This is a genomic window from Vibrio sp. V04_P4A5T148 (genome assembly GCF_963875605.1).
GTDB classification, from domain to species: domain Bacteria; phylum Pseudomonadota; class Gammaproteobacteria; order Enterobacterales; family Vibrionaceae; genus Vibrio; species Vibrio anguillarum.
The window spans coordinates 1-22,268 of the sequence record NZ_CAWNMS010000054.1; the positions used below are offsets into that span (position 1 = coordinate 1).

At 44.0% G+C, this 22,268-nt stretch carries 19 protein-coding genes; 9 read left to right on the top strand and 10 right to left on the bottom strand.

Annotation, left to right across the window (positions count from 1 at the left end):
- Positions 1-19: 19 nt before the first annotated feature.
- Together AACT18_RS11660 and AACT18_RS11665 are read right to left on the bottom strand one after the other, a co-directional pair.
- Positions 20-1,153, bottom strand: a complete 1,134-nt coding sequence (locus tag AACT18_RS11660; protein ID WP_094125218.1) for an ISAs1 family transposase — start codon at positions 1,151-1,153, stop codon at positions 20-22.
- 484 nt (positions 1,154-1,637) lie between these two features.
- Complete coding sequence (locus tag AACT18_RS11665; protein WP_094144281.1) at positions 1,638-3,377, bottom strand: bifunctional metallophosphatase/5'-nucleotidase; 1,740 nt, start codon at positions 3,375-3,377, stop codon at positions 1,638-1,640.
- A gap of 259 nt (positions 3,378-3,636) precedes the next feature.
- Between AACT18_RS11665 and AACT18_RS11670 the strand changes: the two genes are divergently transcribed.
- On the top strand, positions 3,637-5,268 hold the full coding sequence (locus AACT18_RS11670) for an ATP-dependent endonuclease (RefSeq protein ID WP_094124970.1): 1,632 nt from the start codon (positions 3,637-3,639) through the stop codon (positions 5,266-5,268).
- Positions 5,269-5,431: 163 nt separating this feature from the next.
- Here the strand turns inward: AACT18_RS11670 and AACT18_RS11675 are convergent, their stop codons facing one another.
- Positions 5,432-5,938 (bottom strand): DUF1097 domain-containing protein, encoded by a 507-nt coding sequence (locus tag AACT18_RS11675; protein WP_094124969.1) that lies wholly within the window; start codon positions 5,936-5,938, stop codon positions 5,432-5,434.
- Between the two features lie 328 nt (positions 5,939-6,266).
- Positions 6,267-7,172, bottom strand: a complete 906-nt coding sequence (locus AACT18_RS11680) for a LysR substrate-binding domain-containing protein (RefSeq protein ID WP_013867825.1) — start codon at positions 7,170-7,172, stop codon at positions 6,267-6,269.
- A 239-nt stretch (positions 7,173-7,411) separates the two neighbouring features.
- Here AACT18_RS11680 and focA point away from each other — a divergent pair, with 239 nt between their 5' ends.
- Positions 7,412-8,863 (top strand): formate transporter FocA, encoded by a 1,452-nt coding sequence (gene focA / locus AACT18_RS11685; protein ID WP_094143014.1) that lies wholly within the window; start codon positions 7,412-7,414, stop codon positions 8,861-8,863.
- Positions 8,864-8,970: 107 nt separating this feature from the next.
- On the opposite strand, the gene AACT18_RS11690 is transcribed toward focA, so the two are convergent.
- Entirely contained in the window at positions 8,971-9,843 is an 873-nt protein-coding gene (locus AACT18_RS11690; RefSeq protein ID WP_094143016.1) for a YdcF family protein, read from the bottom strand.
- Positions 9,844-10,148: 305 nt separating this feature from the next.
- On the opposite strand from AACT18_RS11690, the gene AACT18_RS11695 reads away from it, so the two are divergent.
- On the top strand, positions 10,149-11,642 hold the full coding sequence (locus tag AACT18_RS11695) for a peptide MFS transporter (RefSeq protein WP_094143393.1): 1,494 nt from the start codon (positions 10,149-10,151) through the stop codon (positions 11,640-11,642).
- Between the two features lie 187 nt (positions 11,643-11,829).
- The gene (locus tag AACT18_RS11700) at positions 11,830-12,621 is read left to right on the top strand and encodes a siderophore-interacting protein (RefSeq protein ID WP_094125032.1); all 792 of its coding nucleotides are present in this window, start codon (positions 11,830-11,832) and stop codon (positions 12,619-12,621) included.
- A gap of 126 nt (positions 12,622-12,747) precedes the next feature.
- Here the strand turns inward: AACT18_RS11700 and phnR are convergent, their stop codons facing one another.
- A complete protein-coding gene (gene phnR / locus AACT18_RS11705) occupies positions 12,748-13,458 on the bottom strand; it encodes a phosphonate utilization transcriptional regulator PhnR (RefSeq protein ID WP_094125033.1) in 711 nt (236 codons plus the stop codon).
- 173 nt (positions 13,459-13,631) lie between these two features.
- On the opposite strand from phnR, the gene rnk reads away from it, so the two are divergent.
- Complete coding sequence (gene rnk, locus AACT18_RS11710) at positions 13,632-14,039, top strand: nucleoside diphosphate kinase regulator (RefSeq protein ID WP_026027712.1); 408 nt, start codon at positions 13,632-13,634, stop codon at positions 14,037-14,039.
- Positions 14,040-14,107: 68 nt separating this feature from the next.
- On the opposite strand, the gene yjjG is transcribed toward rnk, so the two are convergent.
- Both yjjG and AACT18_RS11720 read right to left on the bottom strand, forming a co-directional pair.
- The gene (gene yjjG / locus AACT18_RS11715; protein WP_094125031.1) at positions 14,108-14,782 is read right to left on the bottom strand and encodes a pyrimidine 5'-nucleotidase; all 675 of its coding nucleotides are present in this window, start codon (positions 14,780-14,782) and stop codon (positions 14,108-14,110) included.
- 158 nt (positions 14,783-14,940) lie between these two features.
- The gene (locus AACT18_RS11720) at positions 14,941-16,560 is read right to left on the bottom strand and encodes an NAD(P)/FAD-dependent oxidoreductase (protein ID WP_038148414.1); all 1,620 of its coding nucleotides are present in this window, start codon (positions 16,558-16,560) and stop codon (positions 14,941-14,943) included.
- Between the two features lie 213 nt (positions 16,561-16,773).
- Between AACT18_RS11720 and fdxA the strand changes: the two genes are divergently transcribed.
- Complete coding sequence (gene fdxA / locus AACT18_RS11725; RefSeq protein WP_010318513.1) at positions 16,774-17,097, top strand: ferredoxin FdxA; 324 nt, start codon at positions 16,774-16,776, stop codon at positions 17,095-17,097.
- Positions 17,098-17,224: 127 nt separating this feature from the next.
- On the opposite strand, the gene AACT18_RS11730 is transcribed toward fdxA, so the two are convergent.
- A complete protein-coding gene (locus AACT18_RS11730; RefSeq protein ID WP_094125477.1) occupies positions 17,225-17,959 on the bottom strand; it encodes an RNA methyltransferase in 735 nt (244 codons plus the stop codon).
- 132 nt (positions 17,960-18,091) lie between these two features.
- Here AACT18_RS11730 and AACT18_RS11735 point away from each other — a divergent pair, with 132 nt between their 5' ends.
- The 3 genes from AACT18_RS11735 (at position 18,092) to msrB (ending at position 21,380) form a co-directional block, all read left to right on the top strand.
- Complete coding sequence (locus AACT18_RS11735) at positions 18,092-18,235, top strand: hypothetical protein (protein WP_170907816.1); 144 nt, start codon at positions 18,092-18,094, stop codon at positions 18,233-18,235.
- Positions 18,236-18,353: 118 nt separating this feature from the next.
- The gene (locus AACT18_RS11740) at positions 18,354-20,102 is read left to right on the top strand and encodes a formate--tetrahydrofolate ligase (protein ID WP_094125478.1); all 1,749 of its coding nucleotides are present in this window, start codon (positions 18,354-18,356) and stop codon (positions 20,100-20,102) included.
- Between the two features lie 144 nt (positions 20,103-20,246).
- Positions 20,247-21,380, top strand: a complete 1,134-nt coding sequence (gene msrB, locus AACT18_RS11745) for a peptide-methionine (R)-S-oxide reductase MsrB (RefSeq protein ID WP_094125479.1) — start codon at positions 20,247-20,249, stop codon at positions 21,378-21,380.
- 93 nt (positions 21,381-21,473) lie between these two features.
- Here the strand turns inward: msrB and folE are convergent, their stop codons facing one another.
- Positions 21,474-22,127 carry a GTP cyclohydrolase I FolE gene (gene folE / locus AACT18_RS11750; RefSeq protein ID WP_013867838.1) on the bottom strand — a complete coding sequence of 218 codons (654 nt, stop codon included), beginning with the start codon at positions 22,125-22,127 and terminating at the stop codon, positions 21,474-21,476.
- Positions 22,128-22,268 lie beyond the last annotated feature (141 nt).

The following is a 22,268-nucleotide window of genomic DNA, read 5'->3' on the forward strand; positions in this document are numbered from 1 at the left end:
CACGGAAACCGCATGAACATCACCGCCCTGTAAAGCTTTCGAGAACCTTACTTAGGTAGTTTTCGTCCATTGCGCAGTTCATCCGTTTGCGTTTAATGCCACCTTTAAAGGTGGTTTCACTCTTTAATAGGTTCAAACATATCTGCCTGATCCTTGCTAAAGCCTCTGCGCGATCATCGGCTCTAATACGAGAGTTGTCCTCACTAAATGCGGTATCAAGGGACCAATGCATGGCCTCTACGCCCCAATGAGAACGCGTCGCTTCAAGCAGAGTTTGGGCTTCTAATTCTTTAGAACAGATATAGTAACGAATACTCACATCCTGCTCTGTTGCTACAGCCGACTCTTGGCGAATCGAAGCGACGATGCCCATTGATTTTAGCTCGGGCCATTCATGCTCAATATCACCTAAAACCGACAAATCACGGTTCACTAAAGCCACTCTCGTTTCCGTTCTTCCGTGACTTTTTTCTTGAGTACTGTAAGAACTGCCGTCAAAGTCTTGAAGCATGTCCATTCGAAAATAATCATCAAAGGCTTGCTCAAGCATTCCCTGATTACCTTTCACTGCTAACAAATAATCCGCTTCTTTATCGAGAATTTTTTGCGCTATTTTCTTTTGGCATCCCATTGCATCAATCGTAACCAAGCAGCCTTTTACCTCTAGCAAGTCAAGTAGCTTGGGGATCGCGGTAATTTCATTACTTTTACTATCAACCTTCTGTTGGCCGATACTCATTCCGTTGGCAGTAGCAAAAGCGTTCACCATGTGGATCGTTCCTTTACCTTTCGAGCGGTCATAAGAGCCACGTAATGTTTTGCCGTCGATGGCGATGACTTCTCCATCCGTCAGTGTATGGCAGTCCTTCATCCAGGCTATAAAGCTTCTTTGCAACGCTGCCGGATTAATCATGCCCATCACACGAGACAGCGTATCTGCAGAAGGAATACCAGCTTCAAAGTGACCATATCGTTTGAGGAAATCTAAGCGAGCATTGCCAAAATCGATAATGCCATCCCAGCCATCATGACCCGACAAAACGCCACAAATTGTCAGCAAAATAATATCTGATAATTTGTGATCTACTTTGCTTTCTTGTCGGTAGTCTTTAATGATTTGGAAATGCATAAATGGGTTGGTTAACTCGCTCATATTTAGGCTCCTATATTGTCTAGGAGCTATTACAAAACAACGAAAATGATCTACAAGACGATCTTTAATTTCATGTGGTTACATTTAAAAACTGGGATTGGTGATAGGTTCAAAGCGGATTCTTAGCATCTTTGCAGCCCTTATATATCAACGACCTTCATGCGGTTTCCCTGAAAGGCGACTACTCCCCAATCAGCGCGGATTTTATGCCTATTGGATGCAAAGGTCCATAGCCGTGATCAAAAAAAGGAGCCATTTATGCTCCTTTTTAGCTTAGATTTTTATACGCCTGCCAGTGGTAATAAATACACCAATACAGACCATGCACTGACCCAAGCAACGACGACAGCAGCATCTAACCAATCTCTAATCCACATTATACTTTCCCCTTTCACATCTTCATGCACCTTCATCGGGTTGAAGATGCGTTAAGACTGAAAGTTAAAAAGCAAAGTCTATGCCAGTAAATTTATGTCAAACCGAGTTACTGATAATGATGTTGGGGTTGAGTTCCTGTGTGGTTAAGTATTTCAGGTTTTTCCGTCAGCAGTTCAATAAACGCATCGGCCATTGACACATTCGAAACAAAACCTTCTCCCTGCATTTTCAGTATCGCATCATATCCCTCTTTGCCTTTCATGGTATAGGCCGAAGAGGTCCCACAATAATAACGATTAAGATCAATTGGTTGCCAACCTTTTTTCTCATCAAATAACAACACATTTGTGATGCGTTGTCCTACAGGCCGATCGGCGGCATAAGTAAACGAGAGATTGTGGGTGTAAGGATAACTGCCAGAACCTGTGCCGTCGACCCCATTGCCCAGCGCATTATTAATCGCCCCTTCAAGCATCTCAATTAAGGTTTCTCCCTGCACTCGGTAGACACCAATAGGAACGGCAAAAGGCAATAAATTTCCGGCAATGTCTGCCACCGAAACTTGTCCGGCGTTGAGCGAGTTTCTGACTCCACCAGCGTTATGTATTGCAAACTGCACGGGGTGCCCTCTTTGCCGCATGGCATAGACGAATGATTGAGCCACCAAAGGAGCCAACTCACTCGGCCCAGTTTCATCAGGAATTCTGACGTGTCTTAAGAAACAATCAGCATGTGCGATAATATTTTGTTGCAGCTGACGTACTCGCGGCATGTATTTATCGATCAATATTCCTTGGACCTGCGGATCTTTCTTACACACCACCACATTAGGGTGTTGGCTTAAAAATTCGCACGCCGCTAAATGGGTGTTATCGGTGCCCGCTTCGCTCATGCTGGCATCAAGAAACAGTCGACGGCCAAGTAACAGTTCATTACGACCCTGAAATTTGTTCACTTTGCCATCGGCTGAAAAGTCGATGTAACAATGACCTAAGCTCAAAGAATGATAACCGGATTGGACGACATAAGTGTCGTTAATTCTTAAACCATACTCATCATCTTTCATCAGCCCTAGTGCACTAAAATCGCCTTGTAATCGGTGGCTATGCCCACCGACGACAACACTAATACCTTCCACTTGCTGTGCGAGCTCAATGTCCGCTTCATAACCTAAATGGCTAAGTAGAATAATTTTGTTGATCCCTTTAGCGCGTATTTCAGCAACCGTATTTTTCGCCGTTTGGATAGCGTTAATAAATGGAGTATCGAGATCTGGGTTGGCAATATCAGCCATTTTATCGAGTGACAAGCCGAAAATTGCAATCGTTTCATCACCAGCCTGTTTTTCTATCCAGCGAGCGTATTTACCTTGAGGTTGATAACTTATCACTTGCGGGCTACCGGCTATTGGAAAAGGCTTATTCGATCTTTCATTGGAAAGATCCCAATTGCCAGCTAGCAATGGAAATTGAATACGTTTAACAAAATGGGCAACGGGTTCATTACCCATATCCAGTTCGTGATTGCCTAATGCCATCGCATCAAGATTCAATGCGTTGAGCATGTCCGCATTGGCTTTACCTTTAAATAGCGAAAAATAGAGCGTGCCTTGGAAACAATCCCCAGCGTGTAAAAATACAAAGGCTCGCTTCATACGCGCCGCATCTTCTTTCAATTGCTGAACTCGTGTTGCAATTCGTGCAAAACCGCCAGCGCTTACATACGGTGTTAAAGTCTGCTGTTGGATGTGGAGAGTCAATTGCAGCGATGTCGGTTCAAAATATGAGTGAGTGTCATTAATGTGTGCCAGCATAATTGATGCTGGTCTATTCTTTTTATGCATCATTTATCTTTCTCTTCTTTTTCCACTCTATCCTAGCTGAAGAATCATGACAGAATCGTGACTTTTATGAAACGAGTTTGAAAATATAATTACGCTAAGTCAACCTCATCACGCTTTGTAGCCTTTGTCTCATTCGGCTGCCCCTACATAAACACTTGATATGTGAGCCAGCAGCCTACTTATCTGCATAATTTCCATTATGCTTAAAGAAAAACAGACTCAGCGAGAAGCTAACTTGTTGAGTTATAAAAGGAGTCTGCCTATGCATCTAGAGCGAATTGAAATTTCCGGATTCAGAGGAATCAAACGTTTATCGCTCGCTTTTGATGAACTCACCACATTGATCGGTGAAAATACTTGGGGTAAGTCCTCATTGTTGGACGCCTTATCAGTAGTGCTACCAGCCAACGGTGTACCTTATCAATTTGAAATGCAAGATTTCCACGTCGATTACTCTATCGCTCATCCTCAAACTCAGCATTTACAAATTGTCTTAAGCTTTGTTTCTACAGACAAAAATGAATCTCGATCCGGCCGTTATCGTAAGCTGAGGCCGATTTGGGTTGAAGATGAAACGGGTACGAAACGGATATTCTATCGCATCAGTGCCACTCGTGAGCGATATGATATTACCACTCGCTACCTGTTTTTAGACCTCGAAGGCAATCCACTACCGCTGCATCATTCTGAAAAATTAGCGCAAGAGCTGATGAGCTTACACCCAGTGATCCGTTTGAAAGATTCACGGCGTTTCGAGCGGCCTTTCGTTAATGGTAACGGTAAAAATTCTCGCGCCGAAAAACGCATTGATAATACCTGTCGTCGTTTACTGGCCATCCCTGGGCATGTCAACAAAGGCGAGATGAGAAGTAGCCTTAACTCAATGAATGTATTAGTTGATCACTATTTTTCATTCAAAAGTCAGACACGTAAAAACCCAAGACAGCAACGTGACAGCTTAGTCTATTCCAGCCCAACCGCCGATAAAAACATAAGCCAATTTGTTGAAGAGACTAAAAATAAGCAAACTCGTTTGCTGTTGATGGGCTTACTCAATGCTTATCTGCAAGCCAAAGGCCCAACAGACCTACGACGTTGCGCTAGGCCGCTGCTGATTATCGAAGATCCCGAAGGTCGATTGCACCCTACTCATCTGGCGCGCGCTTGGAGTTTACTTCAACTATTACCCATGCAGAAAATTCTCACAACGAACAGTGGTGATCTGCTTGGCTCTGTTCCCCTTCATTCGATTCGGCGTTTGGTGCGTACTTCTGACCGTACCATTGCAAATTCGATGATCTCTCGTGGATTGAGTAAGGACGAACTACGACGTATCGGTTTTCATATCCGTTTTCATCGCTCAGGGGTGCTTTTTGCTCGCTGCTGGTTGTTGGTTGAAGGAGAAACTGAGGTGTGGCTGTTTAGTGAGCTGGCTCGCCAGTGTGGCTATAATCTAGCCGCCGAAGGAGTACAAATTGTCGAATTTGCTCAGTCTGGTCTGAAGTCCTTAATTAAAGTGGCGAAAGCGTTTGGCATTGATTGGCATGTCGTGACTGATGGCGATCCCGCTGGCAAAAAATATTCGTCAACGGTACGCGGTATGCTAACAGGTGATCAAGAACGGCATCGCCTGACCGAACTTCCCGATCGAGATATCGAACATTTTCTGTACTCTCATGGCTTTGAACACTTCTTCAAAGATTTGATTAAAATACCTTACGATCATCCAATCCCTGCGAAAAAAGTGGTCACACGTGTGCTGAAAAAACACGCGAAACCTGATTTGGCGCTTGCCATCGTTTCCCATTGTGAACAACAAGGTGTGGAGTCTATTCCTGTACTGCTGCGCTGGACACTAAAACGCGTGATTACGATGGCCAATGGTCACACGTAAAAAAAGGCACACATGATTGTGTACCTCGTATCATTTCCATTTCGCTATATGTGACTAATCTTATATTGAATGGGTATATCAACAATTTTGATGAATCGATACGGATCAATTGGGGGTAACCTTTACCAATGCAGATTTCACCAGCATTAGTCTTAAACATAAATTAACAAGTTGAGGATTTAGAACGCGTTTCAACAGTTGCGCTGTCGCTCAGCGCTGGCTGGTTAGATCGTTGATGCAACCACATACCACTTGTTTTCATCGCAAAGCCAAAAATGCCACCTAATAGAAGTGATGGAATAACCAGTTGCCAATCACCACCCGCAGCAAAAGTGGCACAAGCGCCAATAAAGGTTCCAGGGATATAGCCAAGCCACGCTTTCGACGCTTGAATGCACATTAAAAATGCCACCACTGCAGTGACAACGTAACCCAAAATATCCAAGCTCACCAAACTGGATGAATGAATAATGACCATTGCCCAAAAAACGCCACTGATATTAGTTATCAAACTTTCTGCAAGACCTTTAATACCCTCGGTTGGAGAGGCAAAATAACTCGTACATCCTAAAAAGCCAGCCCATGATAGTAAGCCTAACGAAACGGCTATCCAGCCCCAAACACCAGAAAGAATGCCTGTCGTTAGTGAAATTGCAAATAGTGTGCTCATAGCGCCCTCATTTAGCCGCTATCTGCCTGTCATTTAACAAGCCGTTGCTATAGCGACATCAATAAATCAAGTGCCGATATTAAAAGCTTCAACCACAGATAACTAGTGACCTAAGTCATGAAATAAATGCAATGACTGCACTTATTTCATTGAAATGTTGACGCAAACGATAAATCAACATATTTGAAGTGCTTTTTAATCGAGCATGAGCGTTAGATTAGGTGATGAGGGTGTGTGATATGATGCTAAATGCGAACACTCAATAGCTTCACTTATCACACCCCATATTGAGAAGTAACAAAGTAAATCATAACCAAGATTAACAAGCTTAAAGTACGCTTGGTCGTCCTTTCATCATGCGCAGTCCTTCACGCTTAATGCACTCAACCAACGGGTTTTCAGCCATATCTGCTCGCCAAATAAACGACAACGTTCTTTCCATATTCAGATCAGGCACATTGAGCGCTACCAGTTGGCCATTCTCAATAAAGCGTTCTACATCGAGGTAAGGTAAACAAGTTAAGTACGGACCATTCGCAACCATACTGCGTAGCACAGGAACATGTTCGTACTCTCGCCACACATCTAAATCGGAAATAAGATGGTGAATCGAGCTATCAAAAATATTGCGAGTGCCAGAACCGTGCTCTCTTAACACCCATTTGGCTTGTTCAAGCTGTGCAAGACTCACCGTTTTACATTTGGCAAAAGGATGATGAGCCGAAGCTATCACTGTTAGGTGATCTCGACACCACACTTCTTGGGAAATACGGTTATCATCGCATCGACCTTCAATGATACCAAGGTCATATTTGTAGTCGAGGATGCCATCGATCACCCCTTTGGTGCTTTTCACACCAAGCTCAATACGCATCTCTGGGAAATCGTTATCAAGAATGCTGATAAGGTCTGGAACGAGGTGCTCGGCAGGGGTCTGGCTGGCCCCCATACTGATTTCACCGCTAAGCAAGTGCTGATCATAAAAGCCCATTTCGATCTGCTGAGCATCTTGTAATAAACGCTTCGCTTTCGGCCTAAGCCACATTCCCCAATGAGTCAATGCCATCTGCTTTCCTTGTCTTTCAAACAAAGGGCGACCTAACATTTTTTCCAATTGTGCTAGCGACATACTGGTCGCGGATTGAGTTAACGCTAATTTATCCGCAGCTTGACTGACGCTGCCACTATCGGCAACAGCATCGAAAACTGCTAATTGTTTGAGTGAATACCGCACTGCTTTTCCTATTTAGCTTTCATCTACTGCGCGCCACACCTTTAATTTCAAGGGAGTTAATATGCGCAAACGGTTTCATTCTACTCTTTCATTTATTCATATCAATTCATTTGATGAGTAATCTAAAAATTATCAATTTTACTACTTCATGACCCGTTCGTTAGTCTGTATGGGAAGCAAGGCATGACGCTTTGTTTGAACTTGGGAGGTAATTATGAAATTGAGCTTTGGGAGCGTGTATGTCTGCAGCCTACTCTGAAAATAAACAGCTGTTCTCACCGATTGAGATGATGGCAGAAGCCGAGAAATTTGCATTAAGCAAAGCCAAGAAAAGTAGCGGTATGACACTGAGCCTTGCCATTATGGCTGGTGCTTTTATCGGCTTAGCATTTTTGTTCTACATCACTGTCACCACAGGCAGTGCTAACGCAGGTTGGGGGCTCAGTCGGTTAGCGGGTGGTTTAGCCTTTAGCATGGGGCTGATTTTAATCGTGATTTGTGGCGGTGAACTGTTCACCAGTTCCGTATTGTCGAGCATTTCTTGGGCCAATAAACAAATCAGCTTTAGCAAAATGTTATCCATTTGGGGCAAGGTTTATATCGGTAACTTCATTGGTGCCATGTTCTTACTGCTTTTAGTTACTGGGGCTGGTCTCTATCAGTTGGATGATGGTCAATGGGGGTTGAATGCGCTGAACATCGCGCAGCACAAACTGCACCATACACCTGTTCAAGCATTTTCTCTTGGGGTGCTATGTAACTTACTGGTTTGTCTTGCGATTTGGTTAACGTTTAGCTCAGCCAATGCAATGACCAAAGCCGCAATGACAATTTTGCCTGTGGCGATGTTCGTCTCTAGCGGCTTTGAGCACTGCGTAGCCAACATGTTTATGGTCCCTTTAGGCATTGTGATTCAAAACTTTGCACCAGAGAGCTTCTGGCAACAGGTCGGTATCAGTGCCACTCATTACGCAGATTTGAACATTCATCAATTTGTGACGGCAAACCTTATCCCAGTGACCTTGGGCAATATTGTCGGCGGTGCTGTGTTGGTTGGGCTCGCCAACTGGTCTATTTTCCGCGGTCCACAACTTAAAGCCGCAAACATTAGCACTATTACGGAAACAGCAACAATTACGTCAGTGAAGGAAACGAAAATGAATAAAACAATTACAGTTAAAGACATTATGAACACCCAACCTGTAACTCTAGGCGTGGAAATGCCAACCGCAGTCGCGATTGATATGTTGCTGGATAACCAGCTCGATAGTGCTCCTGTGGTTGATGTGGCTGGTCGTTTGGTCGGGTTTTTCTCAGCTCACGATGTCATGGTGGATTTATGGTGCCAAGACTACCTCCCTACCGAAGGGCAAAAAGTGGTGGATCTTATGAGCCGCGATGTTATCGCCATCGATGCATCTGACCGTCTGATTGATATCGCCGAATTTTTATGTATCGATAAAGAACAGTTATACCCTACTACTAGCATGGGTATTGCTACTCGTTTTAGCTCACTCTCTTTAGAAGAGCGCGCAAAAAGCATGAAAGTGAACAAACCACAAAATCTCCCCGTCCTTGAAGATGGCAAGTTTGTCGGTATGCTAACTCGTAACCATGTACTGGCAGCACTACGTCCAATTTATGGCGAGCGTCTAAGCGTGGTCAAAGAGCGTACGTTAGAAACGGCTTAACACGTTGTTTTGTTCAAAACGGTTTTTGGTCAGGAAATAAGTCGCTTGGCTAAAAAGCAAAGACCCCGCATTGCGGGGTCTCTTTGATTCATCTATTTCGCTTGTTACTATCCCTGACGCCACCAGCGTCCGACGCATGAGTTTTCAGGATCAAGATATCGATTCAATAACGTTAAGTTGCTGTCGAACAAAATGAGATAAGGTTGAATCTCACTGACATTTAACGCCCCCTTTGTGGCATTGATACACTGCATCAATAAATCCGTAAGACAGCGAACAAAAACCCACTTTGGCTTGTCTGCGATTTTATGATTGATCGCTAAAATAGCCTCATATGCTATTTGGTAAGGAATGGCTCTCACTTGCGTGAGATCGCGCAAAAATGAGCCCGCCACAACACCTTCAAGATAGACACGGTAAGTCGTTAGTTGATCGACCAATAGAAACAGTTCCGCGGCTAAATGCGTATAAGGGTATTTCACCACTAGGTGATCGTGCAGATCCGGTGAAATAGCCAGCGTGATCTCCATCATTTCACAGCGTTGTTTAAGCACTCGCAGTAACCCTTGCTCATCCATTAATTGCTGAATTTCAAAAATACGCTGCAAGTGATAGTCGTTAGAAATAAAAGTAACAGGTAATGTTTTTTGCGTGTCAATACTACCGTTTTTTTGCAGCTCTAACGCGACGTTTTCGATATTTTCTACCGTGCTGGTTGAGTACTCTTCCAGCAAAATGCGGTTATTCGAAAGTGACACATTGAGCCGAGTAAGCTCCGATTGAAGGTAATGATACATAGCCTTCGCTTCAGAAATATGTTGCCCTAGCGTGAGCCCACCGCATAAAGCAATGACACTATGATCGATTTCATGACGTTGTAACGCCTTAACGAGGCCATCAATACGACTACGCCCTTCTAATGTTAATTGCTGATCAACAAGTCGTTTACCTAATACGATATAAAGATGCTCGGCTACCATCGTTATTTTTCTCTCTCCATTCCAGCCACCATAAAACTTGTGTCATAGCAATCGACATCAAGAAAGCAGCAGTATTAAAACGTATGGTTTGGTAACACGTAAATACTCCTACATGTGCATAGTGCTTGAGTCAAAAAATAAAATAAACAATCGCTTTTTAAACATTACTCAAACGATAGCCACGCATTAGAAATGCTCGTGCATAAAGTAAGGTTTCTGCGATAATTGTTTCAATTTATTTATAACTACCGATGATAAAATCTACAGTAATAAACTCTAAAGATCCACTGCATGGAGAGATTAATATGTGGAATAAACTCAATAAATCAATGATGTTCTGCCAAATGATGTTTGGCTTATCATTTTACGGGGTAATGGTTATCCTAACCCGTTTTTTTCTAGAAGATTTGGATTATAACGAAGCCGATACCATGATGGTGGTAGGAGCATTTTCATCCATTGGCCCCCTTTTTGCGATCGCTGGTGGTTTTATTGCCGATAAGTTCCTTGGCGCTTATCGTTCATTAACCATTGCCTACGGCGCTTTTGCTCTTGGTTACACACTACTGGTGCTGGGTGCCTCAACAACCAACGTCGCGATGGCATTAGCAGGCATCGCTTTAGCGAGCTACGCACGCGGATTAATGTCTCCTTCTTACCCCAGTTTATATAAACGCACTTTTAGCTCTCAAGAACATTTTGAAAACTGTTACCCTGTCAATTATTCGGTAAACAATGTGGGAGCACTACTTGGTCAATATTTATTCCCGATGTTTGTTTTAGTGATCGGTTTTCACGGTAGCTTTATGCTCTCAGCCATTTTGGCAGCGTTCGCCTTTGCCACTTTAATTGTGTTTAATAAATCATTAGTGAATGCCGCAGCTGAGATTGATCAAGCTCCCGTAAGCGTGAAAAACTGGCTCGCCTTTTGTGCAGTATCATGCGCGATGGTTGGGCTAGTTTTCTTCATGTTTTCTAATATGGACATCGGTCAAAACATCGTTTATGCCATTGGTGCGGCTGCCATTTTTTACTTCATCTTTTTGATGTTTAAAGCGAATCGATCCGATACCTTGAAAATGGGCACTATTCTTATCATGACGGTGCTCACCACCTGTTTCTTTGTCTATTACGGGCAAATGATGACCTCCATGACTATGGTAACCATTAATACGATGCGTGGTGACTTATTTGGATTAATCCCAATCGCTCCTGAAGCATCAATGGCGATGAACCCACTGTGGTGCATTGTTGCTGGGCCTGTCATTGCTATGACTTTCTCTTCACTGGAAAAGCGAGGCATTAATTTTTCAACAGCCACTAAAATTGGCTTTGCATTCATCTTTACCGCCATTGCATTTGGCATCTTAACCATGGCAGTCATGAATATTGGTGCTGATGTTATCATCAGACCAGAAGTCTTTTTGATGATCCACTTCTTCCAAGCTTTTGCGGAAGTTATTGTTGGTAGTTTAGTAGTGGCCTTCATTTTGTCAGTGGCTCCCAAGCACATCGAAAACTTTTCGGTTAGCCTCTTTTCAGTCGCCATCGCCTTAAGCGGCATTGTGGGTGCGGTGTTCTCAACCTCCATCGCATTAGAAAAAGGTCAAGTGATCAGTCAGCATATCGTCCAAAGCGTTTATGGCGACTACTTTAAAATGCTCACGATCTTAGCCGTAGTGATGGTAGCAGTGGCCATCGTCGCTTCATTGGTTGTTCGAAAAATGCTTGAAGCATCAAAAATGAACGAACGGGATGAACTTGCAGAAGTTGCAGAAGTTGCACCTAACGAAGTTTAAACATCAGCAAAATGTGAGCATTATTAAGCCTCATACCATTATGCGTATGGGGCTTTTTATCTGCAAAGTTACATATTCCCATCTCTTCAAAGTAAAATAACGTAAATGATAGTTATTATCATTGAATCAATTGAGCACTCAGTTTAAGGTTATACCTACAAAAGACAAAACGGTAATCTAGAGAATAATGAAAAAAGAAACAGAACCTAAACGCTCTTTCTATCCACTCACGGTTGTGGGTAGTCAGCAGATTTCGCCTTCCCTGCAACGCATTACGTTACAGGGTGACTCAATTGAGCATTTTACACTTGAAAACGAAGGCGATTATATCAAGCTGTTGTTTAGTGAAGATGGTGGCACTGATTTGTCACGGTTAACCCCTGATCAGCGCCCAATAATGCGCACTTATACCATTCGAAGTTTTGATGCGACCAACAATCGCATTGAAATCGATTTTGTACGGCACGAAGCGGAAGATAAGCAGTGCGGATTTGCAGTCAGATGGGCGATGCATACGGCCATTGGTGATACGATTTCAATCGCTGGCCCAGGTAAAGCTCAAGGGTTGAATCCCAATGGGAAATGGTTTTTCTTAGCCGCTGACATGACCGCGATCCCTGCTCTTGCAGCTCAATTAAAACGCTTACCACGTGATGCAAAAGGTTATGCAGTAATTGAAATTGAGCATGTGGATGACAAACAGGCACTACAGGCTCCGGAGAACATAGAGATCTCTTGGGTAGTGAAAGACAGCAGCACCAATCTGGCGACTTCGGTTATCGAGAAAAATTGGCTGGGTGAGAATGGCTCGGTATGGTGTGCGTGTGAATTTGATACCATGCGCGCGCTAAGAGAGTATTTTCGCAATGAAAAAGAGATAGCCAAAGACAATATTTATATCAGCAGCTACTGGAAACGTGGCGTCAGTGAAGATGGGCATAAACAGCTCAAACAGACGGATGCACAAACCCAGTCATAAACAGCAATAACACAGTAAAAAGGTGACTTAATAGAGGTCGCCTTTTTCATTGAATGCGCTCAATTTTCAACGAACATAGCTTTAACAGACCTAGCTTTAACGGACCTAGTTTTAATGGACCAAGCCTCAGCGGGCCACGGTTAGCTTGGCTAACGACTCAATACAAATCGCGTCATGTCGCCAGTATTCGATGCCACAATCGATCAGTTCACCCTGTTGATTATAATTAATACGCTCAACGACCATCGCCGGAGTGCCTGATGTAGCGCGTAGCGCTTGCGCCATATGACCAAACAAAGAGCTAGTGGTAATTCGATAACGGACTGTTTGATACTCCACGGCAAAGTGGTCGCGATAAATATCCGTCAGTGATTGAGACAAATCGAAAGTCAGCAAGTTGGGAAACAATTCAGGGCGCACGTAATTCGTCACATAGACCACGGGGCGATTTTCTAAATAACGCACACGATCAATTTGGTAAACATCCGAAAATGGCTTCAATCCCAATAAGAGCGATGCTTGTTTATTGGCTAATAGCGCTTTTGCCATCATCAGTTCCGTTTTTGGTACTCGGTTTTGTGCTAAAGCCATGTTGGTAAAATTCAGAGTTTGGGTTGGGTCGTAACGTATCGGCTCGGGAGAAATAAACCAACCTCGCCGATCTTCTCGGTAGATCTTGCCATCCGCTTCCAACAGAGACAAAGCCTCACGCAGGGTAACGCGTGTGGTATTAAACGACTCTGCAAGTTTTCGTTCAGAAGGTAATTTTTGACGAGGGGCAAGCATGCCAGCATCGATTTGTTCAACAATCACATCTTTAATTTTTACGTACTGCACAACATCCACTCCCAGCCTAAATACGTGCATGCCAAATTCATAACAAACTGATACCGTATTATTTGCATTCTATGTCGAACAAGATTAATGTCATAGCCTGAATCGCAATAACATTGACGTTAATTTTTATACCGCCTAGCTTTTGGGCGGTATTTCTTTTTGGAGTATTAAAAATGTCAAACTTAGCACCTGTCTTAGTTTCAAGCCTTGATATGGACAGAATATCCGCATTACTGGATGGCATGCCTAAACTAACGCCAGAGTTAGAAAAGCTCGAGGCTGAGTTGGATAGAGCCACCATTGTCGCCCCGCAAGAGATGCCAAATAATGTGGTGAGCATGAATTCGACCGTACGCTTCAAGTTTATCGACAGTGATGAAGTGATCGAAAAAAATCTTGTGTATCCGCATGAAGTGAAAAGCAGTCAAGATATCTCTGTTTTTGCCCCAGTAGGCAGTGCATTGTTGGGCCTAGCTGTTGGTCAACAGCTCAGTTGGCCAATGCCTGGTGGTAGAGAAAGAGTGATTGAGATTCTTGATGTAGTTTATCAACCTGAGCGTGACGGTGAATTCAACCGCTAACGAATCGATTTGTTGGTGTGGAGGTCGATATCATCACTCCACACCCCAAGCCACACCATTGTAAATAATTATGCGACCAAAATATCTTTAAGCTCGTGCAATGAACGCACATGGTAGTGTGGCTCAATGCCATCAACAGCACTTGCGCCAGTTGCGTTTAACCAACAGGTTTCAATACCAAAATTCAAGCCACCTAGAATATCGGAATGCGGGTTATCTCCTACCATCAATACACGATTTTTAGCCGGGTTGCCCATTTTGTCTAACGCGTAGGCAAAAATCCCGTGATCGGGTTTCGCTACACCAACCTCTTCTGAAATAATCACGTGGTCAAAGTATTCACTCATCCCCGTTCTTTGCAAACGAATCGCTTGAAGTTCAGTAAAACCATTAGTAATGATGCCAAGTTTCGCTCGACCTGTAAGGGCATCCAATAACTCTTTTGCTCCTGGTAGTGGAGTGCAGATATCTGCCATGGCTTCAAGAAATGCGCTGTTTAATTCCGTGGTCGTCGTCGCGAGCTTTTCTGCCCACTCTGCAAAACGAGTATGCTTCAACTGCGCCGCCGTGATATCACCATTTTGGTAATCGACCCACAGTGGTTTATTAACTTCTTGGTACTGCGCAAAATCTTGTTCAGTAAACAACACTCCTTTGCGCTCAAACATCAGTTGCATACCTTTGAAAGCATCAAAATGAAACAAGGTCTCGTCAGCGTCAAATAAAATCCAGTCGTACTTCATGATCTCTCCTCATAATGTTCGGGCTAGTTTAGATTGTTTTTAGTTAAATGATAATCTCTATCAGAAGAAACTTTTAAAATTCAATGTGATAACGAATCTAATCGTCCCTGTAATAAAAAAGGCTCCAATGAGCCTTTTCTTATGCTTAATATTGCAAATTATGATGCTTTTTCAGCTTCGTTAACCATAGAAAGCGCCAATGCTTCGGCCGCTTTAATACCATCAATGCCTGCTGATAAAATCCCGCCCGCATAACCTGCACCTTCACCTGCCGGATAAAAGCCTTTCAGGTTGATGCTTTGGAAATCTTTACCCCGTTTAATGCAAATGGGTGACGACGTGCGAGTTTCTACTCCAGTTAACAAACCATCCTCAGAGGCAAATCCTTTGATCTGCTTATCAAACGCTGGGATCGCTTCACGAATGGCTTCAATGGCAAAATCAGGCAACGCTTTTGAAATATCTGTCAACTTGATGCCGGGTGTAAAAGAGGGTTCGACATCACCTAACGCACTCGGATCACGACCTTGTAAAAAGTCACCAATTTTTTGTGCTGGTGCATCGTAGTTTTCGCCGCCAAGTTGATAAGCTCGTGATTCAAGTTCACGTTGGAAGCGCACGCCCGCTAGCGGATCACCGGGATAATCACGTTCAGGATCAATACCCACTACAATCGCACTGTTAGCATTACGTTCTGCGCGAGAATATTGACTCATGCCATTGGTCACAACGCGCCCCTCTTCAGAAGTAGCCGCCACTACCGTGCCACCGGGGCACATGCAGAAGCTATAAACAGTGCGGCCATTCTTACAGTGGTGAACCAATTTGTAGTCCGCCGCGCCAAGAATGGGGTTACCCGCATTCGCACCAAAACGCGCTTCATCAATCATTGATTGTTTATGCTCAATACGGAACCCTACTGAAAAGGGTTTGGCTTCCATATAAACGCCACGTTCATGCAGCATTTCAAAGGTATCACGTGCGCTATGACCGACCGCAAGGACAACATGACGCGTTTTAATTTCTTCACCATTTGACAGCGTAAGCCCGGTAATTTGCCCTTCTTCGATGTGAATGTCATCAACACGAGTACTAAAACGAATTTCACCGCCTAATTCGATGATTTTGGCTCGCATTTTTTCAATCATGGTCACCAATTTGAACGTACCAATGTGCGGTTTGCTCACGTACATGATTTCAGCAGGTGCGCCCGCAGCGACAAATTCTGTAGTGACCTTACGACCATAGAAGTTAGGATCTTTCACTTGGCTATAGAGTTTTCCATCAGAAAAAGTTCCCGCTCCACCTTCGCCAAACTGCACGTTAGATTCAGTATTCAATGTACGTTTACGCCAAAAACCAAAGGTATCTTTGGTGCGTTCGCGCACTTCTTTACCACGCTCGACAATGATTGGGTTAAACCCCATTTGAGCAAGAATAAGTCCTGCGAATAGACCACAAGGGCCAAAGCCTATCACCACTGGGCGCTCAGTAAGATTCGCTGGCGCTTGAGCAACGAATTTGTACTCCATATCCGGCGTCACTTTCACATGCGGATCATCAGCAAACTGAGCAAGCAACTCCGTTTCATTCTCCACGCTCACATCTAGCGTGTAAATCAGCATGATTTTCGTTTTCTTACGAGCATCGTAGCCACGTTTAAACATATTGAATGAAAGAACTTGTTCATCAGCAATACCAAGTTTTTCAGTAATAGCAGCAAAAATTGCCCCCTCCTCGTGGTCCAAAGGAAGTTTAATTTCGGTTAAACGTATCATGTCGGTGTCTCGTTTTAGTCGGTGTCTTAGCCAAAGCCGCAAGCGGCCCGCTCACAATGGCGCGCATTTTACGGGAAATGGCGTTATCTGTCATACTAAATCCCGAATTCATCACACGTTACGCTAGATATTCATAGCGTTGGATGTTGAAATTTAACTTGGGATGCGTATTATCCCCATTCTTCATTTTTGACTAACTAAGAGCTGATCATCATGGCGTTTGTCGTAACGGATAATTGCATCCAATGTAAATTTACTGACTGTGTCGCGGTATGCCCTGCAGATGCCTTTCACGAAGGCCCCAATTTTATGGTGATCAACCCCATTGAATGCATTGATTGCGGTTTATGTGTTCCTGAATGTGCAGCTCAAGCTATCTTTCAAGAAGATGAACTCCCAGAAGATCAGAAGATTTACATCGAACTCAATGCTGAGCTTGCCGACATATGGCCGGTGCAAACCGAAGTCAAACCAGCCATGGATGATGCTGAAAAATGGAATGGCGTGCCAAACAAACTGGGGATGTTAGAGAAGTAGTCTTTTCTTCTTATAACTAGCGTTATAAAAAAAGCGCAAACACGGCATCCGTTATCACGCTTTTTGACGACAATCCAAAGCAACAACTTTTAAGCTTTACTTATTGATCGAGTGATCTTGGTTTGATCTAGTGATGTTGGCGGCGCAGGTTATCCAAAATAATACCCGTAGCCATTGCTACGTTAAGTGACTCAGCTCCCCCGAAGGCGGGAATGGTGATTTTGTCGGTAACATATTGAGCCGCTTCGGCACGAATACCATGCGATTCACTGCCCATCAATAAAATCCCTTCAGCTGCAAATTTCGTATGATGAACGCTCTCACCTTCTAAAAAAGCCCCATAAACAGGTAGATTTGAACTCTGTAAATAAGCACCCAAATCCACTTGGCTCACCGTAACACGCCCAAAGCTACCCATGGTGGCACTGATGGTCTTGGGATTGTATGGATCGGCGCAATCGTGGCTAGCGACAATGTGTTTAATGCCATACCAATCAGCAACACGGATAATCGTCCCTAAATTACCGGGGTCAGAAACACCATCGAGAGCGATCATCAATCCTTTCGCTTCAGGCACCGTCACTTCGGGGATCTCAACGACTGCGATTGCAGCATTATTGCTCACCAAAGTGCTGGCTTTGGTTAAGTCATCTAATGTGGCCTCAATGCATTCAAAAACACTAAGCTCAACGCGGTTTTGTGCGATAAACTCCGCAGTGGCAAAAACCTGCTTTACCGTCAGTTGGCTGTTAATCAATTCCAACACGTTCTTTTCGCCTTGCACTAAAAACAGGCCATGAACCTTGCGCTGTTTCTTTTGGCCTAAAGCACGAAGTAGTTTCAGTTGGTTTTTTGAAATCATAAAATATCCGCAGTGAGGTAAGGTTGGCCTAGTAAAAACGCCGCATTATAGAGTAAAGGCCGTCAGAGCTAAAGCAGTGTAAGTCGAGTTTCAATACCATATGTTCAGTTACTAACAAACAAGGAAATCCATATGAAACGTTTTCTTCCCTCTTCCGTTATGTTAACCCCCTTTGTCGTCAAGCATTATGATCAACAAGATAGTGAGCAACTTGAAGATGATCATCATAAAGAGCCCAACGACAATGACACAAAAGAGAACGAAGAATCGAGCTAAAAGCTCAGACATTAGTTTATAATCCACTCATTAAATAACTTTACAACCCATTTTTTGACGTTATTATCGCGACGCAAACGTTTTCCCAACCCGTACAATACTAAATAATGAGGGTTTTATGCTGCCTGATATTGAAATTTGCCGCGCCACTTCATTAACCTCCATAGAGGCTATCGCTAACAAAGCAGGATTCACCGCCAGCGAATTCCACAGCCAAGGCCGCTTTAAGGCCAAAATTTCATTAAGTTGCCTTGAACGTTTGCAAACACAAACGGTTGGAAAGTTAATCCTTGTGACTGCCATTACCCCAACGCCATTAGGGGAAGGAAAAACCGTCACGACCATCGGCCTATCACAGGGAATGGCAAAATTGGGTCATTCGGTGATGGCATGTATTCGTCAACCCTCAATGGGACCAATCTTTGGTGTTAAGGGCGGAGCCGCTGGCGGCGGTTATTCACAAGTGGCACCAATGGAAGAGCTCAATTTGCATCTCACTGGCGATATCCACGCCGTCACAGCCGCGCATAACCTAGCGGCAGCGGCGATAGATGCCCGGATCTATCACGAACAGCGCCTTGGTTATGACGATTTCGAGCAGCGCACCGCAATGAAAGCACTGCGTATCGACCCAAATAATGTGGTTTGGAAGCGAGTGATGGATCACAACGATCGCGCATTGCGCATGGTTACCGTTGGCCGAAATGAAACGGATAAATCAATCAATGGCTTTGAGCGTGAAGATGGTTTTGATATTTCAGCGGCTTCTGAGCTGATGGCGATTCTTGCATTAGCCAAAAACTTAAACGATCTGCGTCAACGGATTGGGCGGATTGTCGTCGCCTATAGTCACCATGGTACACCGATTACCACCGAAGATTTACAAGTCGCTGGGGCGATGGCTGTCAGTATGAAAGAGGCGATTGAACCTACATTAATGCAAACGTTAGAAGGCGTACCGACACTGATTCACGCCGGGCCTTTTGCCAATATCGCGCACGGTAACTCTTCTATTATCGCTGATGACATCGCCACAAGGTTGGCCGAATTTACTGTAACAGAAGGCGGCTTTGGCTCTGATATGGGATTTGAAAAGGCGTGCAATATTAAAGCCGCGACATCTGGGAAAGCGCCAGATTGCGCCGTTATCGTCACCACACTTCGCGGCTTAAAAGCGAACTCTGGTCTGTATGAATTGCGTCCCGGCCAGCCAGTTCCCGACACTCTATTTCAGCCAGACCATGCCGCGTTGGTGTCCGGTTTTGAAAATCTCAAATGGCATATTGAAAATGTGAGTAAGTATGGAATACCCGCCGTGGTTGCCATTAACCGCTTTCCACAAGACAGCCAAGAAGAGCTTGAGCAGCTCGCAATGATGATTCACGCACTACCCTACCAGGTAGAGGTTGCACTGAGTGAAGGTTTTGCTCTTGGAGGCGAAGGGACGACTGAGCTTGCTTCCAAAGTCATTAAGCAGTGTGAAAAAGTGAGTACGTTCACACCGTTATACCAAGCACAGCAGACGATCGAAGATAAGATCAACGCCGTAGCGAAAAAGGGCTATGGCGCGGCAAGCGTCACTTTTACTGATAAAGCACGACGTCAAATGCACAACATGCAAGAGCAAGGTTACGGGAAGCTTGCTGTCTGTTTGGCGAAGACGCCGCTTTCAATTTCAACCAACGCTGCGATTAAAGGCGCACCAAAAGGTTTTGATGTACCGATCCGCGAATTAAAGCTCTGTGCGGGTGCTGGCTTTATCTATGCGCTATGCGGCAACGTGATGACCATGCCGGGCCTTCCTGAAAAACCCGCCTTCATGTATTTAGACATTGATTCTAAAGGAAATATTATCGGCCTAACCTGATATTATTGTTCGAAATTAACCTTTCTGAGCGCAAATCTTCGGGCTCAGAAAGGCTTTCTTCACGCTATTTGTTTTCTTTCTCTGTAATTTTTTGCGCTTTTCACCGTTCTTTACCAGTATCAATAAAAATAAGTAAGGTCGGTTATGAAACGTTTTACTCCCTTTATATTCTCAATAGCGCTTATTGTGCCTATTCTGTTTTCGCTATTTAGCCAAGCAGAAACTCAGCCTAAAACCATGCCCAGCATTGGTAATCAGCAAATCGCGACATTAGCTGGGGGCTGTTTTTGGTGTACAGAATCTGATCTTGAAAAACTCAACGGTGTCATTAGCGTTGTCTCTGGTTATGCGGGTGGCAGCCTTGAAAACCCTACCTATAAACAAGTCTCATCAGGAAAATCGGGCCACATTGAAGTGATTCAAGTGACCTTTGATCCGCAAGTTGTCAGCTACGAAAATGTATTGGATCATTTTTTCCGCCACATTGATCCGACAGATGATCAAGGCTCGTTTGTTGATAGAGGCCCACAGTATCGGCCTGCCATTTTTTATCACAACAGTGAACAGAAGCAGACCGCGCAGCGTTTTATGCAAGAAATCGATGCGCTAGGGATCTTCAAAAAGCCGCTCAAAACAGAGCTGATTCAATACAGCCAATTTTGGCCTGCTGAAGAGTACCACCAAGATTTTTATAAAAAGAGCAAAGTACGTTACACCTACTATCGTCATGCTTCCGGACGTGACCAATATCTTGATACCATCTTCGGCAAAGATCGTAATGAGCACCCAAAAACCTTACGTCAATTGATCGAAGCGCAAAAAATGCAAAACAACGTTAAGGCATACAATAAACCTTCGAATAAAGAAATACGCGCCAAATTGACTGATTTGCAATATTACGTGACGCAAGAAGAAGGTACTGAACGCGCATTTAACAATGAGTATTGGGATAACAAAGCCGATGGTATTTATGTCGATGTAGTCAGCGGAGAGCCATTATTCTCTTCTACCGACAAATACCGTTCTGGTACAGGCTGGCCCAGTTTTACTCGGCCAATTAATGAAGCGTATATTGCGACCAAAAGCGATTCTCGGCTTTTTTATACCAGAACCGAAGTGCGCAGCCGTTTTGCAGATTCTCACCTAGGTCATGTCTTTGAGGATGGACCAGCACCAACCGGCTTACGCTACTGCATGAACTCCGCCGCGATGCGATTTGTACCAAAAGAGGCGATGCAAGCTGAGGGCTATGGCGAGTACTTGGTTCTGTTTCAATAAGGCGTGCGTGGTAAAACGAAAAAGCCCTCGGCTTCACTTGCGAGGGCTTTTTTAGTTGATCAACGTTAATCGATGGACTCAACTGAGATTCGATTAATGTAAACCATGGAAAAATTCGGCGCGGGTGGCAGGGTTAGATTTAAAAATACCGCCTAATGCTGTGGTGGTCGTTTCACTGGTCGCATCCATAACACCACGTGATTTAACGCAGTAATGAGTGGCATCAATGGTGACTGCGACATCGTCTGAACCGAGTAAGGTTTGCAAAGCCACCAGAATCTGCTGTGTCATTCGCTCTTGAACTTGGGGGCGCTGAGCAAAAAAACGTACAATACGGTTAATCTTAGAAAGACCAATTATCTTGCCTCTTGGGATATACGCCACCGCGGCTTTACCATCGATAGTCACTAGATGATGCTCACAGGTGCTGGTCACGGTAATCTCTTTTACGCGCACCATTTCACTGACGTTCATCTTGTTTTCGATCACAGTAATTTTGGGGAAGTTTTGATAATCGAGGCCAGAAAACACTTCATCCACATACATTTTCGCAATTCGATGGGGCGTCTCTTCTAAACTGTCGTCGGTCAGGTCAAGACCGAGTAGTGTGAGGATCTCACGCATATGGTGTTCGATTTTTTCTTTCTTTTCTTCACGAGTAACCTCATTTGGACGCATAGGCGTTTCCAAACCTCGGCTCTCTAGCGCATCTTTGACCAACTTTGCTGATTCGCTAAGACCTAGCATTCCGATTCCTCTTACTTTTTACCCCTTTCGGATGGCAGACAAGGATACTCGGAATTTTGAATAATTACATCCATATTTTAAGGATGGTCATTATTGCCTGTAAGCAATGTATGATAAAGTCCTCGCAAAGAAAAAAGCTAT